Source organism: Burkholderia sp. S171, assembly GCF_009766085.1.
In the GTDB taxonomy this organism is placed as follows: Bacteria; Pseudomonadota; Gammaproteobacteria; order Burkholderiales; family Burkholderiaceae; genus Caballeronia.
Window position 1 is genome coordinate 190,891 of the sequence record NZ_LMUF01000048.1, and the last position, 19,268, is coordinate 210,158.

General features: G+C 59.2%; 13 protein-coding genes and 2 pseudogenes. 11 read left to right on the forward strand and 4 right to left on the reverse strand.

Going from position 1 to position 19,268, the window contains the following annotated elements; translation table 11 throughout:
* Positions 1-204 precede the first annotated feature (204 nt).
* Together mnmD and GSQ93_RS28250 are read left to right on the forward strand one after the other, a co-directional pair.
* Positions 205-918, forward strand: a pseudogene (mnmD, locus tag GSQ93_RS28245) (tRNA (5-methylaminomethyl-2-thiouridine)(34)-methyltransferase MnmD); the annotation flags it as partial.
* 588 nt (positions 919-1,506) lie between these two features.
* Entirely contained in the window at positions 1,507-3,216 is a 1,710-nt protein-coding gene (locus GSQ93_RS28250) for an IlvD/Edd family dehydratase (RefSeq protein WP_254074109.1), read from the forward strand.
* Positions 3,217-3,319: 103 nt separating this feature from the next.
* Here the strand turns inward: GSQ93_RS28250 and GSQ93_RS28255 are convergent, their stop codons facing one another.
* Both GSQ93_RS28255 and GSQ93_RS28260 read right to left on the reverse strand, forming a co-directional pair.
* Positions 3,320-4,702: a sigma-54 dependent transcriptional regulator gene (locus tag GSQ93_RS28255; RefSeq protein WP_158938946.1), complete on the reverse strand. Its 1,383-nt coding sequence runs from the start codon at positions 4,700-4,702 to the stop codon at positions 3,320-3,322.
* A gap of 624 nt (positions 4,703-5,326) precedes the next feature.
* Positions 5,327-6,298 (reverse strand): LysR substrate-binding domain-containing protein, encoded by a 972-nt coding sequence (locus GSQ93_RS28260; protein ID WP_158938947.1) that lies wholly within the window; start codon positions 6,296-6,298, stop codon positions 5,327-5,329.
* 103 nt (positions 6,299-6,401) lie between these two features.
* Between GSQ93_RS28260 and GSQ93_RS28265 the strand changes: the two are divergent.
* The 8 genes and pseudogenes from GSQ93_RS28265 to GSQ93_RS28300 all read left to right on the forward strand — a co-directional run.
* Positions 6,402-6,622: pseudogene (locus GSQ93_RS28265) on the forward strand (polyamine ABC transporter ATP-binding protein); the annotation flags it as partial.
* Between the two features lie 123 nt (positions 6,623-6,745).
* On the forward strand, positions 6,746-7,456 hold the full coding sequence (locus GSQ93_RS28270) for an HAD-IA family hydrolase (RefSeq protein ID WP_158938948.1): 711 nt from the start codon (positions 6,746-6,748) through the stop codon (positions 7,454-7,456).
* A 489-nt stretch (positions 7,457-7,945) separates the two neighbouring features.
* The gene (locus GSQ93_RS28275) at positions 7,946-8,302 is read left to right on the forward strand and encodes a hypothetical protein (RefSeq protein WP_158938949.1); all 357 of its coding nucleotides are present in this window, start codon (positions 7,946-7,948) and stop codon (positions 8,300-8,302) included.
* A gap of 592 nt (positions 8,303-8,894) precedes the next feature.
* Positions 8,895-11,048: an ATP-binding protein gene (locus GSQ93_RS28280; RefSeq protein ID WP_158938950.1), complete on the forward strand. Its 2,154-nt coding sequence runs from the start codon at positions 8,895-8,897 to the stop codon at positions 11,046-11,048.
* Positions 11,045-13,075 carry a response regulator gene (locus GSQ93_RS28285; RefSeq protein WP_158938951.1) on the forward strand — a complete coding sequence of 677 codons (2,031 nt, stop codon included), beginning with the start codon at positions 11,045-11,047 and terminating at the stop codon, positions 13,073-13,075. Before GSQ93_RS28280 ends, GSQ93_RS28285 begins: the two co-directional genes overlap by 4 nt.
* Complete coding sequence (locus GSQ93_RS28290; protein ID WP_158938952.1) at positions 13,072-13,704, forward strand: response regulator transcription factor; 633 nt, start codon at positions 13,072-13,074, stop codon at positions 13,702-13,704. The genes GSQ93_RS28285 and GSQ93_RS28290 overlap by 4 nt, the downstream gene beginning before the upstream one ends.
* 519 nt (positions 13,705-14,223) lie before the next feature.
* Positions 14,224-14,433 carry a hypothetical protein gene (locus GSQ93_RS28295; RefSeq protein WP_174254686.1) on the forward strand — a complete coding sequence of 70 codons (210 nt, stop codon included), beginning with the start codon at positions 14,224-14,226 and terminating at the stop codon, positions 14,431-14,433.
* 525 nt (positions 14,434-14,958) lie between these two features.
* Positions 14,959-16,701, forward strand: coding sequence for a methyl-accepting chemotaxis protein (locus tag GSQ93_RS28300; protein WP_158938953.1), 1,743 nt, complete (start codon positions 14,959-14,961; stop codon positions 16,699-16,701).
* Between the two features lie 108 nt (positions 16,702-16,809).
* Here the strand turns inward: GSQ93_RS28300 and GSQ93_RS28305 are convergent, their stop codons facing one another.
* On the reverse strand, positions 16,810-17,733 hold the full coding sequence (locus GSQ93_RS28305; RefSeq protein WP_158938954.1) for a LysR family transcriptional regulator: 924 nt from the start codon (positions 17,731-17,733) through the stop codon (positions 16,810-16,812).
* A 148-nt stretch (positions 17,734-17,881) separates the two neighbouring features.
* On the opposite strand from GSQ93_RS28305, the gene GSQ93_RS28310 reads away from it, so the two are divergent.
* Entirely contained in the window at positions 17,882-18,637 is a 756-nt protein-coding gene (locus GSQ93_RS28310; protein ID WP_158938955.1) for an SDR family oxidoreductase, read from the forward strand.
* An 81-nt stretch (positions 18,638-18,718) separates the two neighbouring features.
* Here the strand turns inward: GSQ93_RS28310 and GSQ93_RS38375 are convergent.
* Positions 18,719-19,268: FAD-binding oxidoreductase (locus GSQ93_RS38375; RefSeq protein ID WP_254074101.1), on the reverse strand; the 550-nt coding region annotated here is incomplete at its 5' end.

Consider the following 19,268-nt stretch of genomic DNA (forward strand, 5'->3'; position numbering starts at 1 on the left):
TGGCAGAACGGGGATACTTTGCCGTTTGCCGAATAAATCCGAATTGAGCATGGCGCAGCGGCGAGGATTTTGTTCTGCGCATTTTTCGCCTGAGGCCGGCCATTTTTGCTAACGTGCTGGACCTCTACGGGAGTGCGCGGCCGTGATGCGGCCGCGACCCGTCAAACATGATTCCTCGCATTCCCTCCCTGACATCCGAGCTGCATGACCGATTCGCTGATTCCCGCCGCGCTTGCATTCCGTCCCAATGGGTCGCCGTATTCGCCTGAATACGGCGATATCTATCACAGCATTGTGGGCAGTCTTGCCCAGTCGCACCACGTATTTTTGCAGGGCAACGGCTTGCCCGAGCGATGGCAAGGGCGTCCAACGTTCACCGTGCTCGAAACGGGTTTCGGCATGGGCATCAACTTCCTGACGACCTGGGCCGCGTGGCGAGCTGACCCGGAACGCGGCGAACGGCTGCATTTTGTGTCGATCGAAAAGCACCCATTTTCGGCGGACGATCTGCGTCGCGCCTACTCGGTGACCGTCGATGATGCACAGGTCCTTGCACTGGCCGACGCGCTCATCGCCGCATGGCCGGCAATGGAACCGGGCACGCATCAACTCGTTTTCGACGATGGCAGCGTCGTGCTGACGCTTATATTTGGTGACGCAGTAAATATCTTGCCCGCACTGCAGTTGCGTGCCGACGCGTTTTATCTCGATGGTTTTGCACCGGCGAAGAATCCTGAACTCTGGACGCCTGCGATCTTCAATTCACTTGCTGTACTAGCCGTTGGCGACGCGACGTTTTCCACTTACACCAGCGCCGGCGATGTGAAACGCGCGTTGCTGCAAGCGGGTTTTGAATATCGAAAAGTGGCAGGCTTTGGCTGGAAACGCGCGATGCTCGTGGGTCGCATCGCGCCGCGCTAAGACGTGGGTAGAAACCCGTATGCCGCGTCCGACGCCCGGGTCGCCAGCGTATCGACCGAGTGGCCGGCCAGAAGCGCATCGCAGAACGCAAAAAAATTTATCGAGTGAACCACGGAATGCATGCTTTCCCGTTAGGTCCGCGCTTGCCATAATTCGACTAACGAGCACGCTGCCGTTCACTTCCGGATGAACCCAGGCTGACGCGCCCGCGTTGCAGGAAGGTGCCACGGCGAGGCCCAAGATATTCCAGACGTTGCCACTGCTTCCCGCCATTAAACACGCGATCGCTCATTGGCGAAACGATGATCAACGGTGCACAGTACGTCCATCGCTCAAGCTTCCGGAGTCGACCTGGCGACACGCTTGATCAATAGTTGATGGCAGCCGATTTCACCATGCCCGGGGCATCGCAATAGACTCTAGAACATTCGCGCGGCCTCGGCGAACCGGAGTCCAGCCGACGCCCGGGCGCGATACATCATTCACTGAATAGGGAATTCCCCAATGCCCGATCAATCCAACAAGCCGGATGACAAGCCGGATGACCAGCAAAGCGACAAGCAAGCCCCGGTCAGCGCGACCGGCATGAAGCGAGGACTCACGTCGTACGGGGACCAGGACTTTTCGCTGTTCTTGCGCAAGGCGTTCATCAAGGGCGCCGGCTATACCGACAAGGCCTTGAACCGGCCGGTAATCGGTATCGTGAATACAGGCAGCGCGTACAACCCGTGCCACGGCAACATGCCGCAACTGATTGAAGCGGTGAAGCGCGGCGTGATGCTCGGCGGCGGCTTGCCGATGGACTTCCCGACCATCTCCATCCACGAAAGCTTTGCGTCGCCTACATCGATGTACCTGCGCAATCTGATGTCGATGGATACTGAGGAAATGATTCGCGCGCAGCCCATGGATGCGGTCGTTCTCATAGGCGGTTGCGACAAGACCGTGCCCGCGCAATTGATGGGCGCAGCGTCCGCGGGCACGCCTGCCATCCAGCTCATCACCGGGTCCATGCTGACGGGCTCGCACCGTGGCGAACGCGTGGGCGCATGTACCGATTGCCGTCGCTATTGGGCCAGGTTTCGTGCAACCGAGATCGAGGAGGAGGAGGTTGCCGACGTCAACAACCAGTTGGTCGCGAGCGTGGGTACGTGTTCGGTGATGGGCACCGCGAGCACCATGGCGTGTGTCGCGGAAGCATTGGGCATGACGGTTCCCGGCGGCGCGTCGCCTCCAGCGGTGACGGCCGACCGAATTCGCGTGGCGGAAGAAACGGGCGCACGGGCGGTTCAGATGGCGGTCGACGGTCTTACCATCGACAAGATCCTTACCGCAAAAGCCTTCGACAACGCGATGCGGGTGCTGCTGGCAATCGGAGGCTCGACCAATGCGATTGTTCATCTGACGGCGATCGCCGGACGGCTTGGGCATCGGATCGATCTGGACACGCTCGACCGGATGGGCAAGGAAACGCCGGTGCTGCTGGATCTGAAACCCACCGGCCAGCACTATATGGAAGACTTCCACAAGGCGGGCGGCATGGCTACGTTGCTGCGCGAACTCAAGCCGTTGCTCCATCTGGACGCGCTGACCGTCACTGGGCGCACGCTTGGGGAGGAGATCGCGCTCAGCGGACCCGGGTATCGGCAGGATGTCGTGCGATCGTTTAGTGATCCGATCTATCCGCAAGGCGGCCTTGCGGTATTGCGCGGCAATCTCGCGCCGGGCGGCGCGATCATCAAGCAATCGGCTGCTGATCCTGCATTGATGGAGCATGAAGGGCGCGCGGTCGTATTCGACAATCTAGAAGACCTGGCCAGCCGGATCGATGACGAAACGCTTGACGTCACCGCGCAAGACGTTCTCGTGCTGAAAAACATTGGCCCGGTGGGTGCACCCGGAATGCCCGAGGCGGGTTATATCCCCATTCCGCGCAAGCTGGCGCGAGCGGGTGTCAAGGACATGGTGCGGATCTCCGACGGCCGCATGAGCGGCACCGCGTTCGGCACGATTGTTCTGCACGTTACGCCGGAAGCAGCCATTGGCGGCCCGCTTGCCCATGTCCGCAATGGCGACCGGATTCGTTTAAGCGTGATCAACCGGGAGATTGTGCTGCTCGTTCCGGAGGCTGAATTGCATCGGCGTGCACTCAATAACCCCGTGGTTCGTCCGACTGCAGGACGTGGCTACCGGAAGTTGTTTTTGCAGACCGTGACGCAAGCGGATGAGGGAGTGGACTTCGATTTCCTGCAGAGCGAAAGTCTTCAGCAGCAGAATAAGGCGGGTGAAAAATAGAGTCGGTCGATAGGCTAAAGAGCTCGCGCTTCGGCCCGTGTTTGACACACGGCCCGGAGAGCGAGCGCCGCAGCCATACCAATGATCGTTCCCAAGGCAGGACCTAGTCCAGGCCAAGACCCGATGGTGTCTCTGCATCTCGCATGTTGTAGGCGGACAAGATCCGGTACAGGGTCACACGAGACACACCGAGTTCGCGCGCCGCATCGCCCACGCGCCCGCGATTCCTCAGCAGAGCCATTTCGATAGCCTGCCGTTCTCCCACTTCGCGCGCCTGCGCAAGCGACATGGGCACGCATTCCGCAAACTCGCCGAGTTCGAGATCATGCGCGCCGATCAACCGGCCTTCGGCCATCACGATCGCGCGCCGCACGCGGTTGATCAACTCCCGCACGTTACCGGGCCAGCCATAGTTATGAATCGCGGCGATAGCGTCAGGGGCGAAACCGCGTATCCGCCGGCTAGCGTCTTTCTCGAATCGATCCAGCATGTGCCGAGCCAGCAATTCAATGTCCTTGCCACGCGCTCGCAGCGGCGGCTCATCGATCTGCAGCACGCACAAGCGGTGGTAAAGGTCGGAACGAAACCGGCCTTCGACCATGGCAGTCTGCATGTCCACGTGCGTGGCCGAGACAATGCGCACATCAACCGAGGTGGACTCATGACCACCCAGTCGCTCGATCTTGCGTTCCTGAAGGAAACGCAACAGGCTCGCCTGGCTCTCCAGCGGCAAGTCGCCTATCTCATCGAGGAAGAGCGTGCCGCCGTTCGCCGCTTCAACGCGCCCGATCTTGCGCTGATTCGCGCCCGTGAACGCGCCGCGTTCATAACCGAATAACTCGGACTGCAAAAGATGCGCGGGAATGGCCCCGCAGTTGATCGCAACAAAGGGCTGATCACGCCGCACCGACCGCGCGTGAATGGCTAGCGCCGTCAGCTCCTTACCCGTTCCCGATTCGCCGGAGATAAACACGGGCGCGTCGGTCATGGCCACTTTGCGGATCGCGCGGAAGAGCGCAAGCATGGCGTCGCAGGAGCCGATCATGTCCCCTTCGGCGTTGCTATCGCTTTTCGCGTTGATGGGGTCACGAGCGCCTCCATCATGCAAGGCAGCAATTCCGTAAGCATGGCCCAACGCGTTCAAAATGCGGTCGCCCGACGCAGGAAGCGTTACATAATCAAAGCAAAAATCCCGGACGAGACGCCGGATAGTTGAATCTTCAAGTTGTGCCGGGGACAAGAGCGCCAGCCAGCCCACTGTTTTTACTGACAGCCAGGTTTCGGCCAGCCGCAAATTGGCCAGGACGTTTCGCGCCGAGAAATCGAGTAAGCCCCCACTGGGCTTTGATGAGAAATTCCCCAACTCACGGTCCAGTTCCAAGACCTTGACTGTCCAGCCGCGCGTATCCAGGAGCGAGCGAAGTTCGAGCGTCAAAGGATCGCCTACGTAAAACAGATGCCTGGGAAGCGATGAAGAAGCAGCCATGAAAGTCATACCGGTTAGTTATAGCGAACACCGCTATCAAGACGCTGCGGGGTCAGCACATTTTGGGCACGTGGCGATAAGTTGCAGTTGCCGGCCTCACGAAAACTGCACGCGCTTTAGTTATATCGACTCAGTACGCGGAAACTTGAAGGAATCGAAGGTTGATCGGCTGTCTCTTGGTCATGCCATAAAGCCCCGTTTGCAGTTCACGTCCCGTTCGGGTGAGCGCCAAGCAAGAACCAGGTCACGGGTTTTTTGTTCTCACCGGCAAGCATTTTTTGCAGTAATTAGCCTTTGTAGCTCTTAATAGCACATGTTATCGGCGCATGCGGCCGGTCGGTTTACTTTTTAGTGCCATGACTAATTATTTCACGATATTTCACTTTCGCCCATTTACAGGTGAGGATTCGGCTCGATTGTCATGCAAACGCGACACATCAGGGGAGATTGAATCGGCTGCGAATAAGCGCTGTGTGATTGCGGGCGTCGCAATTGGCAATGGAGGCAACTACTAATTTAGGCTGAAAACAGCGCGACAGCTAATTAATTGTATGAACATTGCAAGGACCAAGCACCGCGCCGGCTAAGCTCATATCCGGTCTATTGGGTTCCCCCTGGTCCGCATCATCCCAACACCAGGCCAGCACCTTTGAGCGCATCGCGAATTCCAAGCGCGGGATAGGCTCGGTCGACGGTGCGCATATCCGCACGCGTCTCCTCGACGATCCAGTCGCGGATAGCCTCGACCACCGGACGCATCGGCCGGCTTTCTGGCGATACCAGACAACACCGCCTGCTCGTCACAAGCAACTCCTGCTCGGCCGGCAATAACGCGCCTTCCGCGAGCCAGTGCGAGACCACGCTAAGCCAGCCAAGCGCAATGCCTTGCCCAAGCAACGCCGCCTGCACGACGATGGCGTAGTCGTTAAAGCTCAGCATGCTGGCCGCGCGCCGCTTGTGCTGGCTAAACGCGCTGAAGCGGTCATGCCAGCCACGCTCGCCATCGTCCATGACGATCACGGTGTCGCCATGCGTGCCAGCCTCGTCCAGCAGCGCCTGCTCGTGATACTGGCGGTTGCACACCGGCAGCAGCACTTCAGGCATGACCAGCACGCTGTTCGCGCCTATCTCGTCTTGCGTCATGAAGCGCATGCCAAGATCGACGTCGACAAGCGGTCCGCCAATGCGCCCGGAAATCAGTTGAAAGCGCAGGTCGACGGAGGGAAATGCCTGGTTGAGCCGGTTCATGCGCGGCATCAGCCAGTGCGTGGTGAATGCGGTCGATACCGATAACGTCACCGACTCCACCCCGGTTGCACGCGCCTCGATCTCGCGGATCGCGCCTTCAATCCCGCTAAAGCCTTCGGATATCTTCGTATAGAGGATCCGGCCGTTCTCCGTCAGTTCGATACCGCCGCGCACGCGCTCGAACAAACGCACGCCCAGGTGGTCTTCCATGCGCGCCAGCATTCGGCTGACGGCGGGTTGGCTCACGTACAGCTCTTGCGCCGCACGGGTAAAGTTGCCGCAGCGCGCCGCAGCTTCAAAGACGAATAGCGCATTCGCGCTTGGCAGTTTTTTACGTAGATTAGGCATGACCTCATGTTATGCCTGATCCAACAATTCGGGAATTGCAGCCAAAAAAATCGCACCGTATATTTTGAGCAACCGAAGGCTTGCAATGGCGAGGAATCAGGGTATGGATGCAAGGGCGAAAGCAGGTGTATCGATCCGATCAGCCACGAAGCGCTACGGCTCCGCGGTCGCTTCGGACGACGTGCCGCTTGATATCGCGCCCGGTGAATTCGTCTCTTTGCTCCGGCCTTCGGGGTCGAGCAAGACTACGTTGCTTGGCGTTCTGGGCGCTTCATCCAGCTGACGTCCGGCGTGGTGTGGGTCGGCGAGCGGGATATTACATACGGTCTTGCTCGATCCGCAGGACACCATCGTCATACTGACCTGAATTTTTACCTATCCGTGGCATTCCCTTGAAGAGGGGACATCAAGTCAAGACTCAACACAAACTATAGAGGATTACGAATCATGAAGCTGAAGGATTTCAAGGTACTGACGTTCGACGTGGTCGGCACGCTGATCGACTTCGAAAGCGGTGTGCTGGCGTCGGTGCGGCGCCTGGGCGGTGCAAAGGCGAAAGATCTCACCGACAACCAGATCTTCGAACCCTACATGCGCGGCCGTGCGGCGTTTCCAGGCCGTTCCAGCCAGGCGATGGCAAGCGTCTATCAGTTGCTCGCCAACGAACTGGGCCTGCCCGCGGATGACGAGACCGCGGCTGCGTTCCAGCGCGATGTGCTCGACTGGCCTGCGTTCGAAGATTCGGTGGCGGCCCTCAAGCGGCTGCGCAAACACTATCGGCTAGTTGCCATGACCAATGCCGACCGCGTGGCGTTGTCCGCCTATGCTCACACGTTAGGCGATCCGTTCGACGACACCGTATGTGCTGATGAAACTGGTGTAGCCAAGCCGGACCCGCAATTCTTTGCGTATAACCGCGGCCGTCAGGCAGCGTTCGGCTATAAGTTCGGCGAGATCCTGCACACGGCGCAAAGCCAGTATCACGACATTGGTGTTGCGGCCGAACTAGGTTACGCGACCTGCTGGATCGAGCGTCGTCAAGGCATGAAGGGTTTCGGTGCAACCCCGGCGCCGCGCGCCGTCATCACGCCGACATTCAATTTCCCCACGCTCGCCGCACTCGCCGACGCCGTGGAAGCCGAAGCGCGCGCCGCATGAAGCAAGCGTTGTTGCGCCCTCGTTATGGATCGACATGGGAGGAGCTTCGCCTTTCTAGCGGAGGCGCGTCAATCGACCGTGATCTCTCGGTGGAGGTGAGGTGATCGGCGCAGGCTACTCTGGCTTGTCGGCGGCTTACGCGTTGCAAGAGCGTAATGTCATCTGCTTGGCACGCTGTTCATCTCGACTCACCCGCTCAAGCGATCGCTGTTGCAGCGCAAGGCAAGACGCGCAAGACTGGAATGAGGAAAATATAGGAGGCCACTTTTAAGGAGGCAATGCCGCAATTGTCCGAGTCCCCATAACATAGGGTAATGATCGGCCTGAGGTCCAGCGCTTAAGTCAGGATTCCCTTAAACCGCAAACGGCGCTTTCTTAGCGATTTTCGACGGTTTCCTGATGTATAAAGGCTGCGTCCTGCTTTACGATCGATTAATCTAGGACTCCTTGCCCTCCCTCCTTACCCTCCTTGCCTTCCACTATGCTGAGATGAGCGCCGATTCTTTCGACCCCAAGCCTGCCACTGAACAAATAGATGCCATCTGTCTGCGCCTGTTCGATTCCTGGTGCGATAGCAGAAACGTTATCTCCTTGACCTTCCTGTTGCGTTGCTGGCCGTTGATCAGCATGGACGCGGCTTCGCTCAGACAACTTGGCAATACCCTCGGCGAGCTTGCGGAGTCGCATGGCAGCGTATTGGATGATGAGCAGGCGGAACTGCTGGTCGAACTGAACCAACGTATTGACGACCTGCAGGTGCATGCGCCGGAAGAGCGTGCGATGGTTCGCCAGAGCCGCGATCGCGCATGGGTCACGTCGAAATTACTGCGGCTTTGCAGGATCTAACCGCAGCGCCTTGCGTCCTCGGGTGCCCACGAGGGCAAGAGCGGATGCCTGAGTTCAATGACCGTTCGCGTTTCGCTTGCCTGCCTTTCAAAATCAGCCCGACACGGTAGCCCAAGCAAACCCTTGTCGATCAGGGAACGGGATTGGAATCATTCCCTCGTCCAATTCCTCATGACACACGCCGCTGATCATGATGTTGATCCGCAAGCCCTTGACCACGTCCAATGCGAGCGCGCAACCGAGATGTCGTCCGTGTCCGTATAAGCCTGCTCGACGTAGGGGCCGTATTGCGGCGTGGTTCGCCGCAGCACTTCGGCGAGTAGCTCGAAGGCTTACGCGTAGCGGACCCATAATTCATCAGACTTTATAGGTTTCACCCCATCTTGCGCGCGCATGGCGGGGTCATCGTGAGCGCGGCTCACCATGCCAGACGACAATACGTACGGTTGTTCCTCAAACACCGAACCGGCGTCCCTCATGGCCTCTGCAGCCGGCCTCCTTTGAATTCCTTGTGTTATGCCACCGTTAGACCACCGCCGCCAGAGCGCGCAGAATAGGCGGAACAAGAACCAAGCGGGTCTGAGGAAGAACTATGGCGCTCAATACGTTCGGCAGACTATGTGATCTGGTCGGCCGCCACCGCAGCAGTGTCGTGATGCGGCTACTCGCTACCGTGTTCCTGTTCAGTTGCACGGTCACGCTCACGCTCACCGCGCTTCAACTGTATGGCGATTATCACCGGGGGGTGATGCTCATCGAAAGCCGGCTTGCGGAGATCGATGGCAGTTATCGCGGTAGCCTGGGCGAAGCGCTCTGGCGGCTTGACCGGCCGCAACTCGAACTCCAGCTCGACGGCATTCTCCATCTGCCGGACATCCGGCTGGCCGCAGTCACGGAGGTGATCGCCAGCGACAGCTCCATGGTGGTCTCCGCCGGTTCGCATTCTCGAGGTCCGGTCATGGTGCGCAGTTTTCCGATCGTGTATCGGATCCAGGGTCACGAGGAATCGATCGGCACGCTGCGTGTCGAGGCAACCCTCGCCAACCTGTACAACGAACTGTTCAGGACAGCATTGGTGATCCTGCTGAGCCAGGGCGCCAATACGTTTCTCGTATCGCTGTTCACCATCTACATTTTCTCGCGGCTCGTGACCCGCCATCTCGCCACGGTGGCCCGGCGCGTCGAAAGTTACGACTTCCGGAAGGCGCCGCAAGCCTTCACGCTGCAGCGCCGCCGGCCGCGCCGGCCGGACGAACTCGAACGGGTAGTGGCCGCGTTTGACTCCATGTGCGCCCGCCTTTACCGTGCCTATAACGACGAGCGGGAAGCAGCCGAGGGCCGTGAAGCCCGGCGCACCGCGGAGGCGGCCAATCGCGCGAAATCCGAATTCCTCGCCAACATGAGCCACGAATTGCGCACGCCGCTGAATGGCATCCTGGGATACGCGCAAGTCCTCGGCCGGGATAGGACCCTCAGTGAGCGTCAACGCGACGGGCTCGGCGTAATTCAACGCAGCGGCGAACACCTGCTTGCGCTAATCAATGACATTCTTGATATTGCCAAGATAGAGGCCGGCAAAATGCCGTTCGATATTGTCGCGGTGCCGCTTCCCGGACTGCTGGGCGACGTCGAGGAAATCATTCGCGTGAAGGCTGAGCAAAAGCAGCTCTTCTTTGTGTGCGAAGCAGCGCGCGACGTGCCCGACGCCGTGCGTGCCGATGAACGGCGGTTGCGCCAGGTACTGCTCAACCTGCTGGCAAACGCAGTGAAGTTTACTGATAGCGGCCACGTGAGCTTGCGCGTGGCGCCCTTGCCGGATGGCCGGGTGCGCTTCACGGTGGAAGATACCGGGATCGGCATTGGTGACATGGAACGCGAGCTGATCTTCGAACCCTTCGAGCAAACCGGCGACGAACAACGGCATCGTGGAGGCGCCGGGCTTGGGCTTGGCATCAGCCGGCAACTCATGCGTTCGATGGGAAGCGATATCCTGGTCGAGAGCCGCAAAGGCGAGGGCAGCATCTTCTGGTTCGACCTCGAAGCGGAACCGGCGCCGTCCGTGTCGGCAGAGTCACATGCAGCATGGGTGGTCACCGGCTACACGGGCGCGCGCCGGAGCGTGCTGGTCATCGACGACGTGGCCACCAATCGCGCAGTGGTGGTCGACATGCTGGGACAGATCGGCTTCGACATGATTGAAGCGGCGAGCGGTCAGGAGGCGCTGGAGAAAGCTCGGCAGAAGCGCCCTTCGCTGGTCCTGACCGACATCGTGATGCGCGAGATGGACGGACTTGAAACCATGCGCCGCTTGCGGCTACTGCCGGACTTTGCAGGTGTGCCGATCATCGCGATCTCCGCCAGCCCGACAGGTGGCGACGAAAAGCGCAGCCTGAGCGCCGGCGCCAACGCGTTCGTGGCGAAACCCATCCATCTCGACACGCTGCTGGCGAACATTGCCGCGCAGCTCTCGCTCACCTGGACTTACGCATCGCTTGGCGAACTGCCGCCCCAGCCTGCAGCGATGATGCCGTGCCCGGCCGTGCCTTCGCATGAAATGCAGAACCTGCACCGGCTTGCGCGCCAGGGCAACATGCGCGAGATCGTGTTGTGGGCCGAACGCATCGCCACGCTCGATGAACGTTACAGCGCGTTCGCTACTGAACTGCGCACGCTTGCGAAGAATTATCGGACCAAGGCGATCGTGCAATTCGTCGAGCGGCATCTTGAAGGGGGGCACGCGTCATGAATGACAGTACGACTATCGACCTTGCACCTGCAACGCTGGAACCGCCCGCGGTCCTGATCGTGGACGACATGCCCGCGAACCTGAGCGTCGTAGTGGAGAGTCTCGAGGGGCAGGGCTTTCGCGTGCTCGTGGCACTGGATGGTCTGGAGGCGCTGGAACGCGCGGCGTTCTCGCAACCGGATCTGATCCTGCTCGACGTCAAGATGCCTGGCATTGACGGCTACGAGACCTGCCGGCGGCTTAAGGCGAATCGTGAAACCAGCGACATCCCGGTGATCTTCATGACGTCGATGTCCGCGACTGCCGACGTGATCGAGGGGCTGGCAGCGGGTGGCGTCGACTATGTGACCAAGCCGATCCGGGTTGACGAGGTCGTGGCGCGCATTGGCACGCATCTGGCATTGCGGACGCTACAGCAGCAACTTCTGACGCGGAACATGCAGTTGCAGCATGAAATTGCCGCACGTGAAAAGACGCAAAAAGCGTTATCCGATGCTCGCGATGAACTCGAAGCGCGGGTGGCGCAACGCACCGAGGAATTGGCGCGGGCCAATGTCAGCCTTAACCTGGAGATTGTCGAGCGCCGAGGCGTGGAGGCGCGGCTGAAGGAGAGTGAGGCGCGGTTTCGCGCGATTGTGGAGACGAGTCCGGTGCCGCTGTGCATTACGTCCATGCCCGAGGGCGACATTCTCTACATGAACCAGCCGCTGCGCGAACTCTTTGCACTCGACACGACGCAACCGATGCTTGGCAACATTGTCGACTTGTATGCGGCGCCCAAGGAGCGTGGCGAACTGGTGTGCCATCTGCGCGATGAAGGAAGTCTACGCAATGTCGAGCTGAGTTTCCGGCGGCCCGACGGTACTTCGTTCTGGGCCGTGGCGAACGCAAGGGTTGCGACTTACGGCGACGTTCCGGCTATTTATGTAGGGCTCTACGACATCACGGCGCGCAGGAAGGCCGACGAGAAACTGCGAGCGAGCGAAGCGAGCCTCGCCAACGCGCAGCGCCTGGCGAGGCTCGGCGACTGGGCATGGGATCGCGATAGCGGGCTCACGCACTGGTCCACCGAGCTCTACCGCATTCTCGGACTGGCGCCCTTGGTCGTGAAGCCTTGTTACAGCACCTATCTCGCGCTGGTTCATCCCGACGACCGTGCCACTGTCCGGCGTGCGACACGCGTACTGCTCTCCAAGGGGCAACCCTTTGGCATCGACCATCGCATCACGGGGCCTGACGGGACGACGCGCATCGTCCGGCTTCAGGCAGAACTCGTGGATGCGCACGAGGGGCATTCGTGGGGTATTGTCGGCACCGTCCAGGACATCACCGAGCGCAAGCGTACCGAGGAGGAACTGCTGGCGTCGCGTGAACAATTGCGTGAGCTGTCGGCGTATCTGGAGGCCATCCGGGAAGAGGAGCGGCGTCGCATTGCATTGGAGATTCACGACGAACTGGGTCAGTTGCTCACCGCGCTGAAAATGGATGTTGCACTCCTCAAAATGCGCGTAGTTGCCGACGCAGAAGCGACAAGGAAGATAGATGACATCCGCGAGCTGGTAGAGAAAACCATCTGGATGGTGCGTAACGTGGCGAGCCATTTGCGACCGGCGGCGCTTAACTTCGGTATTGTGTCGGCCTTGGAGTGGCTTGCGGAAGACTTCAGCAGGCGCAACGGCATGCCTTGTCAACTGGTGGTCCGGGGTGGCGAACCGACCCTCGTGGACGCCCATGCAACGGCCGTGTTCCGGATCGTCCAGGAGTCGCTGACGAATGTATCGCGCCATGCCGGCGCGTCGCGCGTGGCGGTAACGCTCGTCAGCACTGACCTGGCGCTTGATCTTCGCGTGAGCGACGACGGTCAGGGTTTCGACCTGGAGTCGGCACAAAGCGGCTATTCCTATGGGTTGCTGGGCATGAGCGAGCGGGCGCGCCTGATTGGCGGGACGCTGCAGGTCGACAGTGCGCCGGGTGCCGGAACCATGGTTTCAATTAATTTGCCGCTGGATAGCGGACGGGAACAATGATCAGTATTTTTATAGCGGATGACCACGCGATCGTAAGAAGCGGCCTCAAGCAGATCGTGGCCACGACGACCGATATTGCCGTGGTCGGGGAAGCCGCGCATGGGTCTGAAGTCGTGGACAAGCTGCGTGCTTGCCGCGTGGACCTGCTGTTGCTCGATATGACCATGCCGGGCATTAGCGGCGTGGACCTGATCCGGCGCGTGCGGGCTGAACAGCCTTCGCTGCCGATCCTGGTGCTGAGCATTCACAACGAAGGGCAGGTGGTATCGCGAGCGCTACGCGCGGGCGCGACGGGCTATGTGACCAAGGACAGCGACCTCGAAGTCCTGCTCGCTGCGATCCGCAAGCTCGCGGCGGGTGGGCGCTTCATTGATCCGAAGCTGGTTGATGCAATCGTTTTCGACGCGCCTTCCAGCGACGGACCGCCGCATGAAATCCTCTCGGACCGCGAGTTTCAGGTGCTGCAAATGCTGGCGGCCGGTAACAGCATCAATGATATTGCCGATGCGTTGTCGTTGAGTGCCAAGACCATCAGCACGCATAAGATGCGGCTCATGCAGAAGCTTGGGCTCAACAACAATTCGGAAGTGATTCGTTATGCCGTCCGGCACGGGCTAGTGACGGAGTGATGAAAATAGCAGCCGTTACGGCAATTGATTTTCGTTTGGGCGAAGGTGGACGATTTGGCGGCCGACGGTGGTTGTGGGTGGGGACTTAGCTAGCCGCCTGAATCGACAGGGTTGCTCTGTCAGGAAATCCCTATAGCCATTGCAGGATATTCCTAGATCAAATTCCGCTTCTGCCGACTGAAAAATAGATTTGAACCGGATAGCATGGTGTCATGCGAAACGGTAAGAGGAGTGCGCCGGTATGGGCCAATCCTTAGGCCTTTAGCAAGAGTTCATAGTGGTCGCCAAAGACCATCGCAGCTCAAGTGTTAGCCTTTTGTTTGATATTTTTCATGGCGGGGTGGAGCGGTTGCTTGTGGCTTGTGGCTAGTGCTGGGTCACAATCATCCGTCTGCGACCCGGCTCCCGATGTTCTTTCATCACGATGGTTCCTGGTAAGTAATCCTGCTGTAGGGAAGGCTTTGATGGTGCGTGTCCGGGTGGCAGCTTGACGACCCTGTTGAGTTTTACGGAGATCCCATGGATAGCAAATCCGGGCTGCAACGAATGGAAGATGTTCATGAACTTACCGGTTGGATCAGCGTCTGGTACGACCAGGCGGTCGCCGCGCGGTTCATCAACCCACCGTTCGTTCTTGACGATGCGACTGCGGACCGTCTTCAAGGTTACTTCGACGTGGGCCTGACGCCAGACGATGCGGTCCATGCGTTTTTTTGTTTGATGCACTGACGATCACGCCGCCGCAAGCGGTATTGCGGCAAGTTTGTAGAACCTTCAGCGGCCCATGCGCCGGGGAGGTTGAGTTGTAAGCTGGCTCTCAGTTCTAGCCCTCCCCTCGGAGCTAGAATTTCAGGCGTCGTGTTCGCACGACGCCTTTTTTTTGCGTCTTCGGAAAGGGGCATTGATGGTCGCCTGATAGACCATTTTTATCTCGGCACGCGAAATTAGCGCCTTCTTTTCCAAGCAAGTCCATGGCAGATAAATCCACGGTCTTGATAAAAACCTGGGATTAAAGTTAATCAAGGTGGACAAGCCTAAGACAAAACTGCTTGGTGATTATTTATTTCTTAAGCAAACGTTTGTCCGTTAAAAACCCTCTCCAGATTGCGCTCACCCCGCCGTAGTACTGCTAGAGAAATGCAGTACCGCGTCCTGTATTTCCAAAGATCAATGTCTGGCCGATCACTCGCAGTCATGCCTGGGTCAAGCTTGCTTGAGCGATTCACATTGTTGTCATCGAAGGGAATTATGAAAATGAGCTTTAAATCGCTTTCCGTCAAAGCCAAACTCTCATGGAGCTTTGGTTTATTGATCTTCATGCTTGTCGCCATCTCGATCTTTTCACTTAAGGCGCTGAGCGATGCGAATAGTCAATTCTCCCGCTACGTTTCCGGCATAGAGGTACGCGCGCGTCTTGCCGAGACGGTGCGCACGGCCGTAGATCGGCGTGCAATTGCGGCGCGAGATCTTGTATTGGTGACTAAATCCGCTGACCTCGATGCGGAGAAAGCCGAGGTGATCCAGGCCCACGAGGACGTACACAACGCGTTGCGCCAACTAAGCGAAAACGTCAAAGACCCCAGCGTCTCCGACAAGGCACGCAGTCTGGTGGCCGAAATCAGCCGCGTAGAGAGTCTCTATGGGCCGGTTGCGATGAACATCGTCAACGCAGCGCTCACCAACAAACGTGACGAAGCCATCACTATGATCGATGAGCAGTGTCGCCCGCTTCTTGCACAGTTGATCAAGGCGACAAACGACTATTCCGAGTACACCGCCGAGCGCGCCAAGACGATCGACGCGCAGTCAGAACTTGATTATTCAAACAAACGCGCTCTGCTTATCACGGCCTGTCTGATCGCTCTCGTCGTGGCGATCGGCGCGGCCGCGCTGATTATTCGCGGGCTGACCCAAGCGCTGGGCGCTGAACCGGTCGCGCTGGGTGAAGTGACGCAACGGGTGGCAAACGGCGACCTGAGCCTGGTTCGGGGTGCCGATCTGGCGCCTGCCGGCAGCGTGCTCGCGTTGATGGGTGTAATGCAAGGCAGCCTGGTCAAGTTGATCGGCGATGTCAGGACGGCGGCCGACAGTATTGCCACCGGTTCCAGCGAGATTGCATCGGGCAACATCGACTTGTCGTCGCGCACCGAACAACAAGCGTCGTCATTGCAAGAAACCGCGGCAAGCATGGAGGAGCTGACCTCGACGGTCAAACAAAACGCAGAAAGCGCGGCACAGGCGAGTTCGCTGGCATCGAATGCATCGGAAGTGGCGGCGAAGGGAAGCAGCGTCGTAGGGCAGGTTGTCGAGACCATGGCCGGTATCAGCGAGAGCTCCACGAAGATCGCGGATATCACGGGGATCATCGAAGGGATTGCGTTCCAGACCAATATCCTCGCGCTTAACGCAGCAGTCGAAGCCGCTCGCGCCGGCGAACAGGGCAGGGGATTCGCAGTCGTGGCGAGCGAAGTGCGCAGCCTCGCGCAACGGTCCTCAAGCGCTGCGAAGGAAATCAAGGACCTGATCGCTTCGTCGGTGCAGAAGATCCAGACCGGTTCCGGGCTGGCAAGCGAAGCGGGCCGCACCATGTCGGAAGTCACGAACGCAGTCGCTCGCGTGAACGACATCATGGGAGAAATCGCCGCGGCATCGGGTGAGCAAAGTCGCGGCATCGAGCAAGTCAACACGGCGATCACACAAATGGATGAAGTGACGCAGCAAAACGCCGCGCTCGTCGAGCAGGCGACAGCGGCGTCGCAATCGCTCGAGGATCAGGGGCGCAAACTCACTCAGGCAGTGTCTTCGTTCAGGCTGGGCACCGAACATTCAATGGGATATGCAACGCCGGTTACACGCGTGAAAGCCTCGCCGAAGACGCTTGTCAAACCGCGTCCCGTGACTCAGGAGAAAGTCGCGAATGGCGCGCGCGCGTTGCGAGTATCGGCTAAGCCGGCAACCAGCGGCAGCGCGTCGAATGCGCAATGGGAAGCGTTTTAACGCAGCCGGTAAAGGGCATAGAGGTCGTAAGCAGCGGCGGGCGGTCTTTCTCCGTGCCGTATTAATCGTCCGCTTGCTTGCTGTTGAGAGAATTGCCCGCAGGTGAAATCAGCCCGACACATAAGGCCCATGCTGCAGTTCTGATTTCTCCAGTGCTGCCAGCACGGCGTCGAACACGAGCCGGATGCGTGCGGGCACCGGTCCTCTCTGCGGTCTATAGACGTAGACCGGCCACGGCTCCGGCGCAACGTCGTCCAGTACGCTTATCACCTTGCCTGCGCGCAGCAAGGGCAGGGCGAGATAACTCACGATCTGCCCAAACCCCAGTCCCGCAATAACGGCGCGGCATTCGCACTCTCCATCGTCGGTCTGGAACGCAAGGTTGGTCGGCGTCATTTGCTGCCCGTTGGAAAACTGCCAGGGCCACACTCGCCCGGTGTTTCTATCGATGAATCCCGTCGACGGCAGCAGCGCAAGCTCAGCCAGGTTCGTGGGACGGCCCACGCGTGCAATCAGCTTCGGACTGGCAATGACGGAGAAGCCCACGTGCGATGCGGGACGCACCACGAAACGACTGTCTCGCATGAAGCCGATCCGCACGCCAATGTCGATCTGCTCCGCGATGGGGTCGCTGATTGCATCGGATAAACGCAGGTCGAGCGTGATGCGCGGATGCTTCTCGGCAAGACGCACAAGCGCGGGCATGAGAAAACGTTCGCCGATGGACTTGGGCGTGGTCAATCGAACCAGGCCGGCAATCTCGGCATCTATTTCGCTGTCCTTCGGTCTTAGCAGATCATCCATCTGCCGCACGAGTTCGCGTGCGCGCAGCGCGAATGCTTCTCCTGCTTCCGTGGCACGTACCCGCCGGGTGTTGCGGTGGAAGAGAATTTCTCCCACCAGCGCTTCCGCTTCCTGAACGGCTCGGGTAATGGCCTGAGGCGACGTGCCCAGCCGGGTGGCGGCTTCCTTAAAGCTCTGTGCTTCAACGGCCGCGCAGTAGATGCGCAACATTTCAAGGCGATTCTGCATGATGGGCTCTCGGGAGGTCTCGGTTCATCTTCCAGGAAATGGAATTATGAAATCGTATCATTTCCATTGAATGGTTGACTTGAGGTTCCCATACTGTCTTCTGTCGCGGGGGCATCCGCCCTCTCAGGAACACAGGAGCCTGTCAACAATGGTCAATAACGTCAGCAATGGAATCGAAGGCAAGGTCGTCGTCATCACCGGCGCGAGCAGCGGGCTTGGTGAAGCCACGGCGCGTCATTTGTCGGCAAAAGGAGCGTCGCTCCTATTGGGCGCACGTCGTCTTGACCGGCTTGAGAGCATTGCCGCAGAGTTGCGCGATGCGGGCGGCAAGGTCGAGGTATTGGCCGCCGATGTCACCCGCCGCGCAGACGTGCAAGCGCTGGTCGATCAGGCGGTGAGCACTTACGGACGCGTGGATGTCGTGATCAATAACGCCGGGTTCATGGCGATCGCGCCCATGTCGGAAATGAAAGTCGACGAGTGGGAACGCATGATCGACATCAACATCAAGGGCGTGCTGTACGGCATCGCCGCCGCGTTGCCGGTTTTCCAAAAGCAGGATAGTGGCCACTTCATCAACATCTCGTCGGTGGCGGGCATCAAGGTGTTCAGCCCCGGCGGCACCGTCTATAGCGGTACCAAGTTTGCCGTACGCGCAATCTCTGAAGGGCTGCGCCACGAAGTCGGCGGGTCGATCCGCACGACGATCATCTTGCCGGGTGCGGTGGACTCCGAACTGAAACTCGGTAGCTCGCATGAAGATAGCGCGAAGGTGGTCGGGCAGTTTTATCAGCAGGCGATTCCCGCGGACTCGGTGGCACGCGCGATTGCCTACGCGATCGAGCAACCGGGCGATGTCGATATCAACGAGATTGTGCTTCGTCCGACCGTGCAGGAATTCTGATCGACGGGCTCCGGCAGCGTGCGTGCGCGCCGCCGGAGTGGATGCTGTACGTTGTTATGGTCGATTCATATTGGTCAACTCTCAGGCATTGAACCGGTCCAGCCGGAACGCCTTCGCGTCCACGCCTGGCGTGTCTCCGGTCACCAGATCCGCCATCAACGCGCCGGCTGCCGGGCCAATGCCGAAACCATGCCCTGAAAATCCCGCTGCCAGAAAAAATCCTGGGATCTTGGAGACGCCCGAGATGACCGGCACCGCATCTGGCGTGACATCGATAAACCCCGCCCAGGCTTGTGCAACCGTCGCGTTCTTGAATGCCGGGAACGCATGCTTCAACTTGCCTAGCGCGCCATCGACCATCTTCATGGTCGGCGGAGGATCGAGCGTCCGGCATGCTTCGAACGGTGTGGGGGCATCGAGGCGAAAGTGACGAGGAATCTGCAATTCCTCCATAAACCGCCTGCCCACGCGAAGCTTCAGATACTTGCGTTCGGCCATCCACGCCGGCAGGAATTGACGGCACAAGCGGATGCTATCCGGTGTCAGGTCTGCTATCGACGCACCGAGTTGCGACACCGTATAACCCCCGTCAGCGCGCTTGCGGCAGGTAAAATCCGACCCATTGATCGCC

What these genes read in the sequence shown, in the direction of transcription:
- GSQ93_RS28250 (WP_254074109.1), top strand. Translation starts at nt 1,507, where the DNA reads ATGAAGCGAGGACTCACGTCGTACGGGGACCAGGACTTTTCGCTGTTC.
- GSQ93_RS28255 (WP_158938946.1), bottom strand. Translation starts at nt 4,702, where the DNA reads ATGGCTGCTTCTTCATCGCTTCCCAGGCATCTGTTTTACGTAGGCGAT.
- GSQ93_RS28260 (WP_158938947.1), bottom strand. Translation starts at nt 6,298, where the DNA reads ATGCCTAATCTACGTAAAAAACTGCCAAGCGCGAATGCGCTATTCGTC.
- GSQ93_RS28270 (WP_158938948.1), top strand. Translation starts at nt 6,746, where the DNA reads ATGAAGCTGAAGGATTTCAAGGTACTGACGTTCGACGTGGTCGGCACG.
- GSQ93_RS28275 (WP_158938949.1), top strand. Translation starts at nt 7,946, where the DNA reads ATGAGCGCCGATTCTTTCGACCCCAAGCCTGCCACTGAACAAATAGAT.
- GSQ93_RS28280 (WP_158938950.1), top strand. Translation starts at nt 8,895, where the DNA reads ATGGCGCTCAATACGTTCGGCAGACTATGTGATCTGGTCGGCCGCCAC.
- GSQ93_RS28285 (WP_158938951.1), top strand. Translation starts at nt 11,045, where the DNA reads ATGAATGACAGTACGACTATCGACCTTGCACCTGCAACGCTGGAACCG.
- GSQ93_RS28290 (WP_158938952.1), top strand. Translation starts at nt 13,072, where the DNA reads ATGATCAGTATTTTTATAGCGGATGACCACGCGATCGTAAGAAGCGGC.
- GSQ93_RS28295 (WP_174254686.1), top strand. Translation starts at nt 14,224, where the DNA reads ATGGATAGCAAATCCGGGCTGCAACGAATGGAAGATGTTCATGAACTT.
- GSQ93_RS28300 (WP_158938953.1), top strand. Translation starts at nt 14,959, where the DNA reads ATGAGCTTTAAATCGCTTTCCGTCAAAGCCAAACTCTCATGGAGCTTT.
- GSQ93_RS28305 (WP_158938954.1), bottom strand. Translation starts at nt 17,733, where the DNA reads ATGCAGAATCGCCTTGAAATGTTGCGCATCTACTGCGCGGCCGTTGAA.
- GSQ93_RS28310 (WP_158938955.1), top strand. Translation starts at nt 17,882, where the DNA reads ATGGTCAATAACGTCAGCAATGGAATCGAAGGCAAGGTCGTCGTCATC.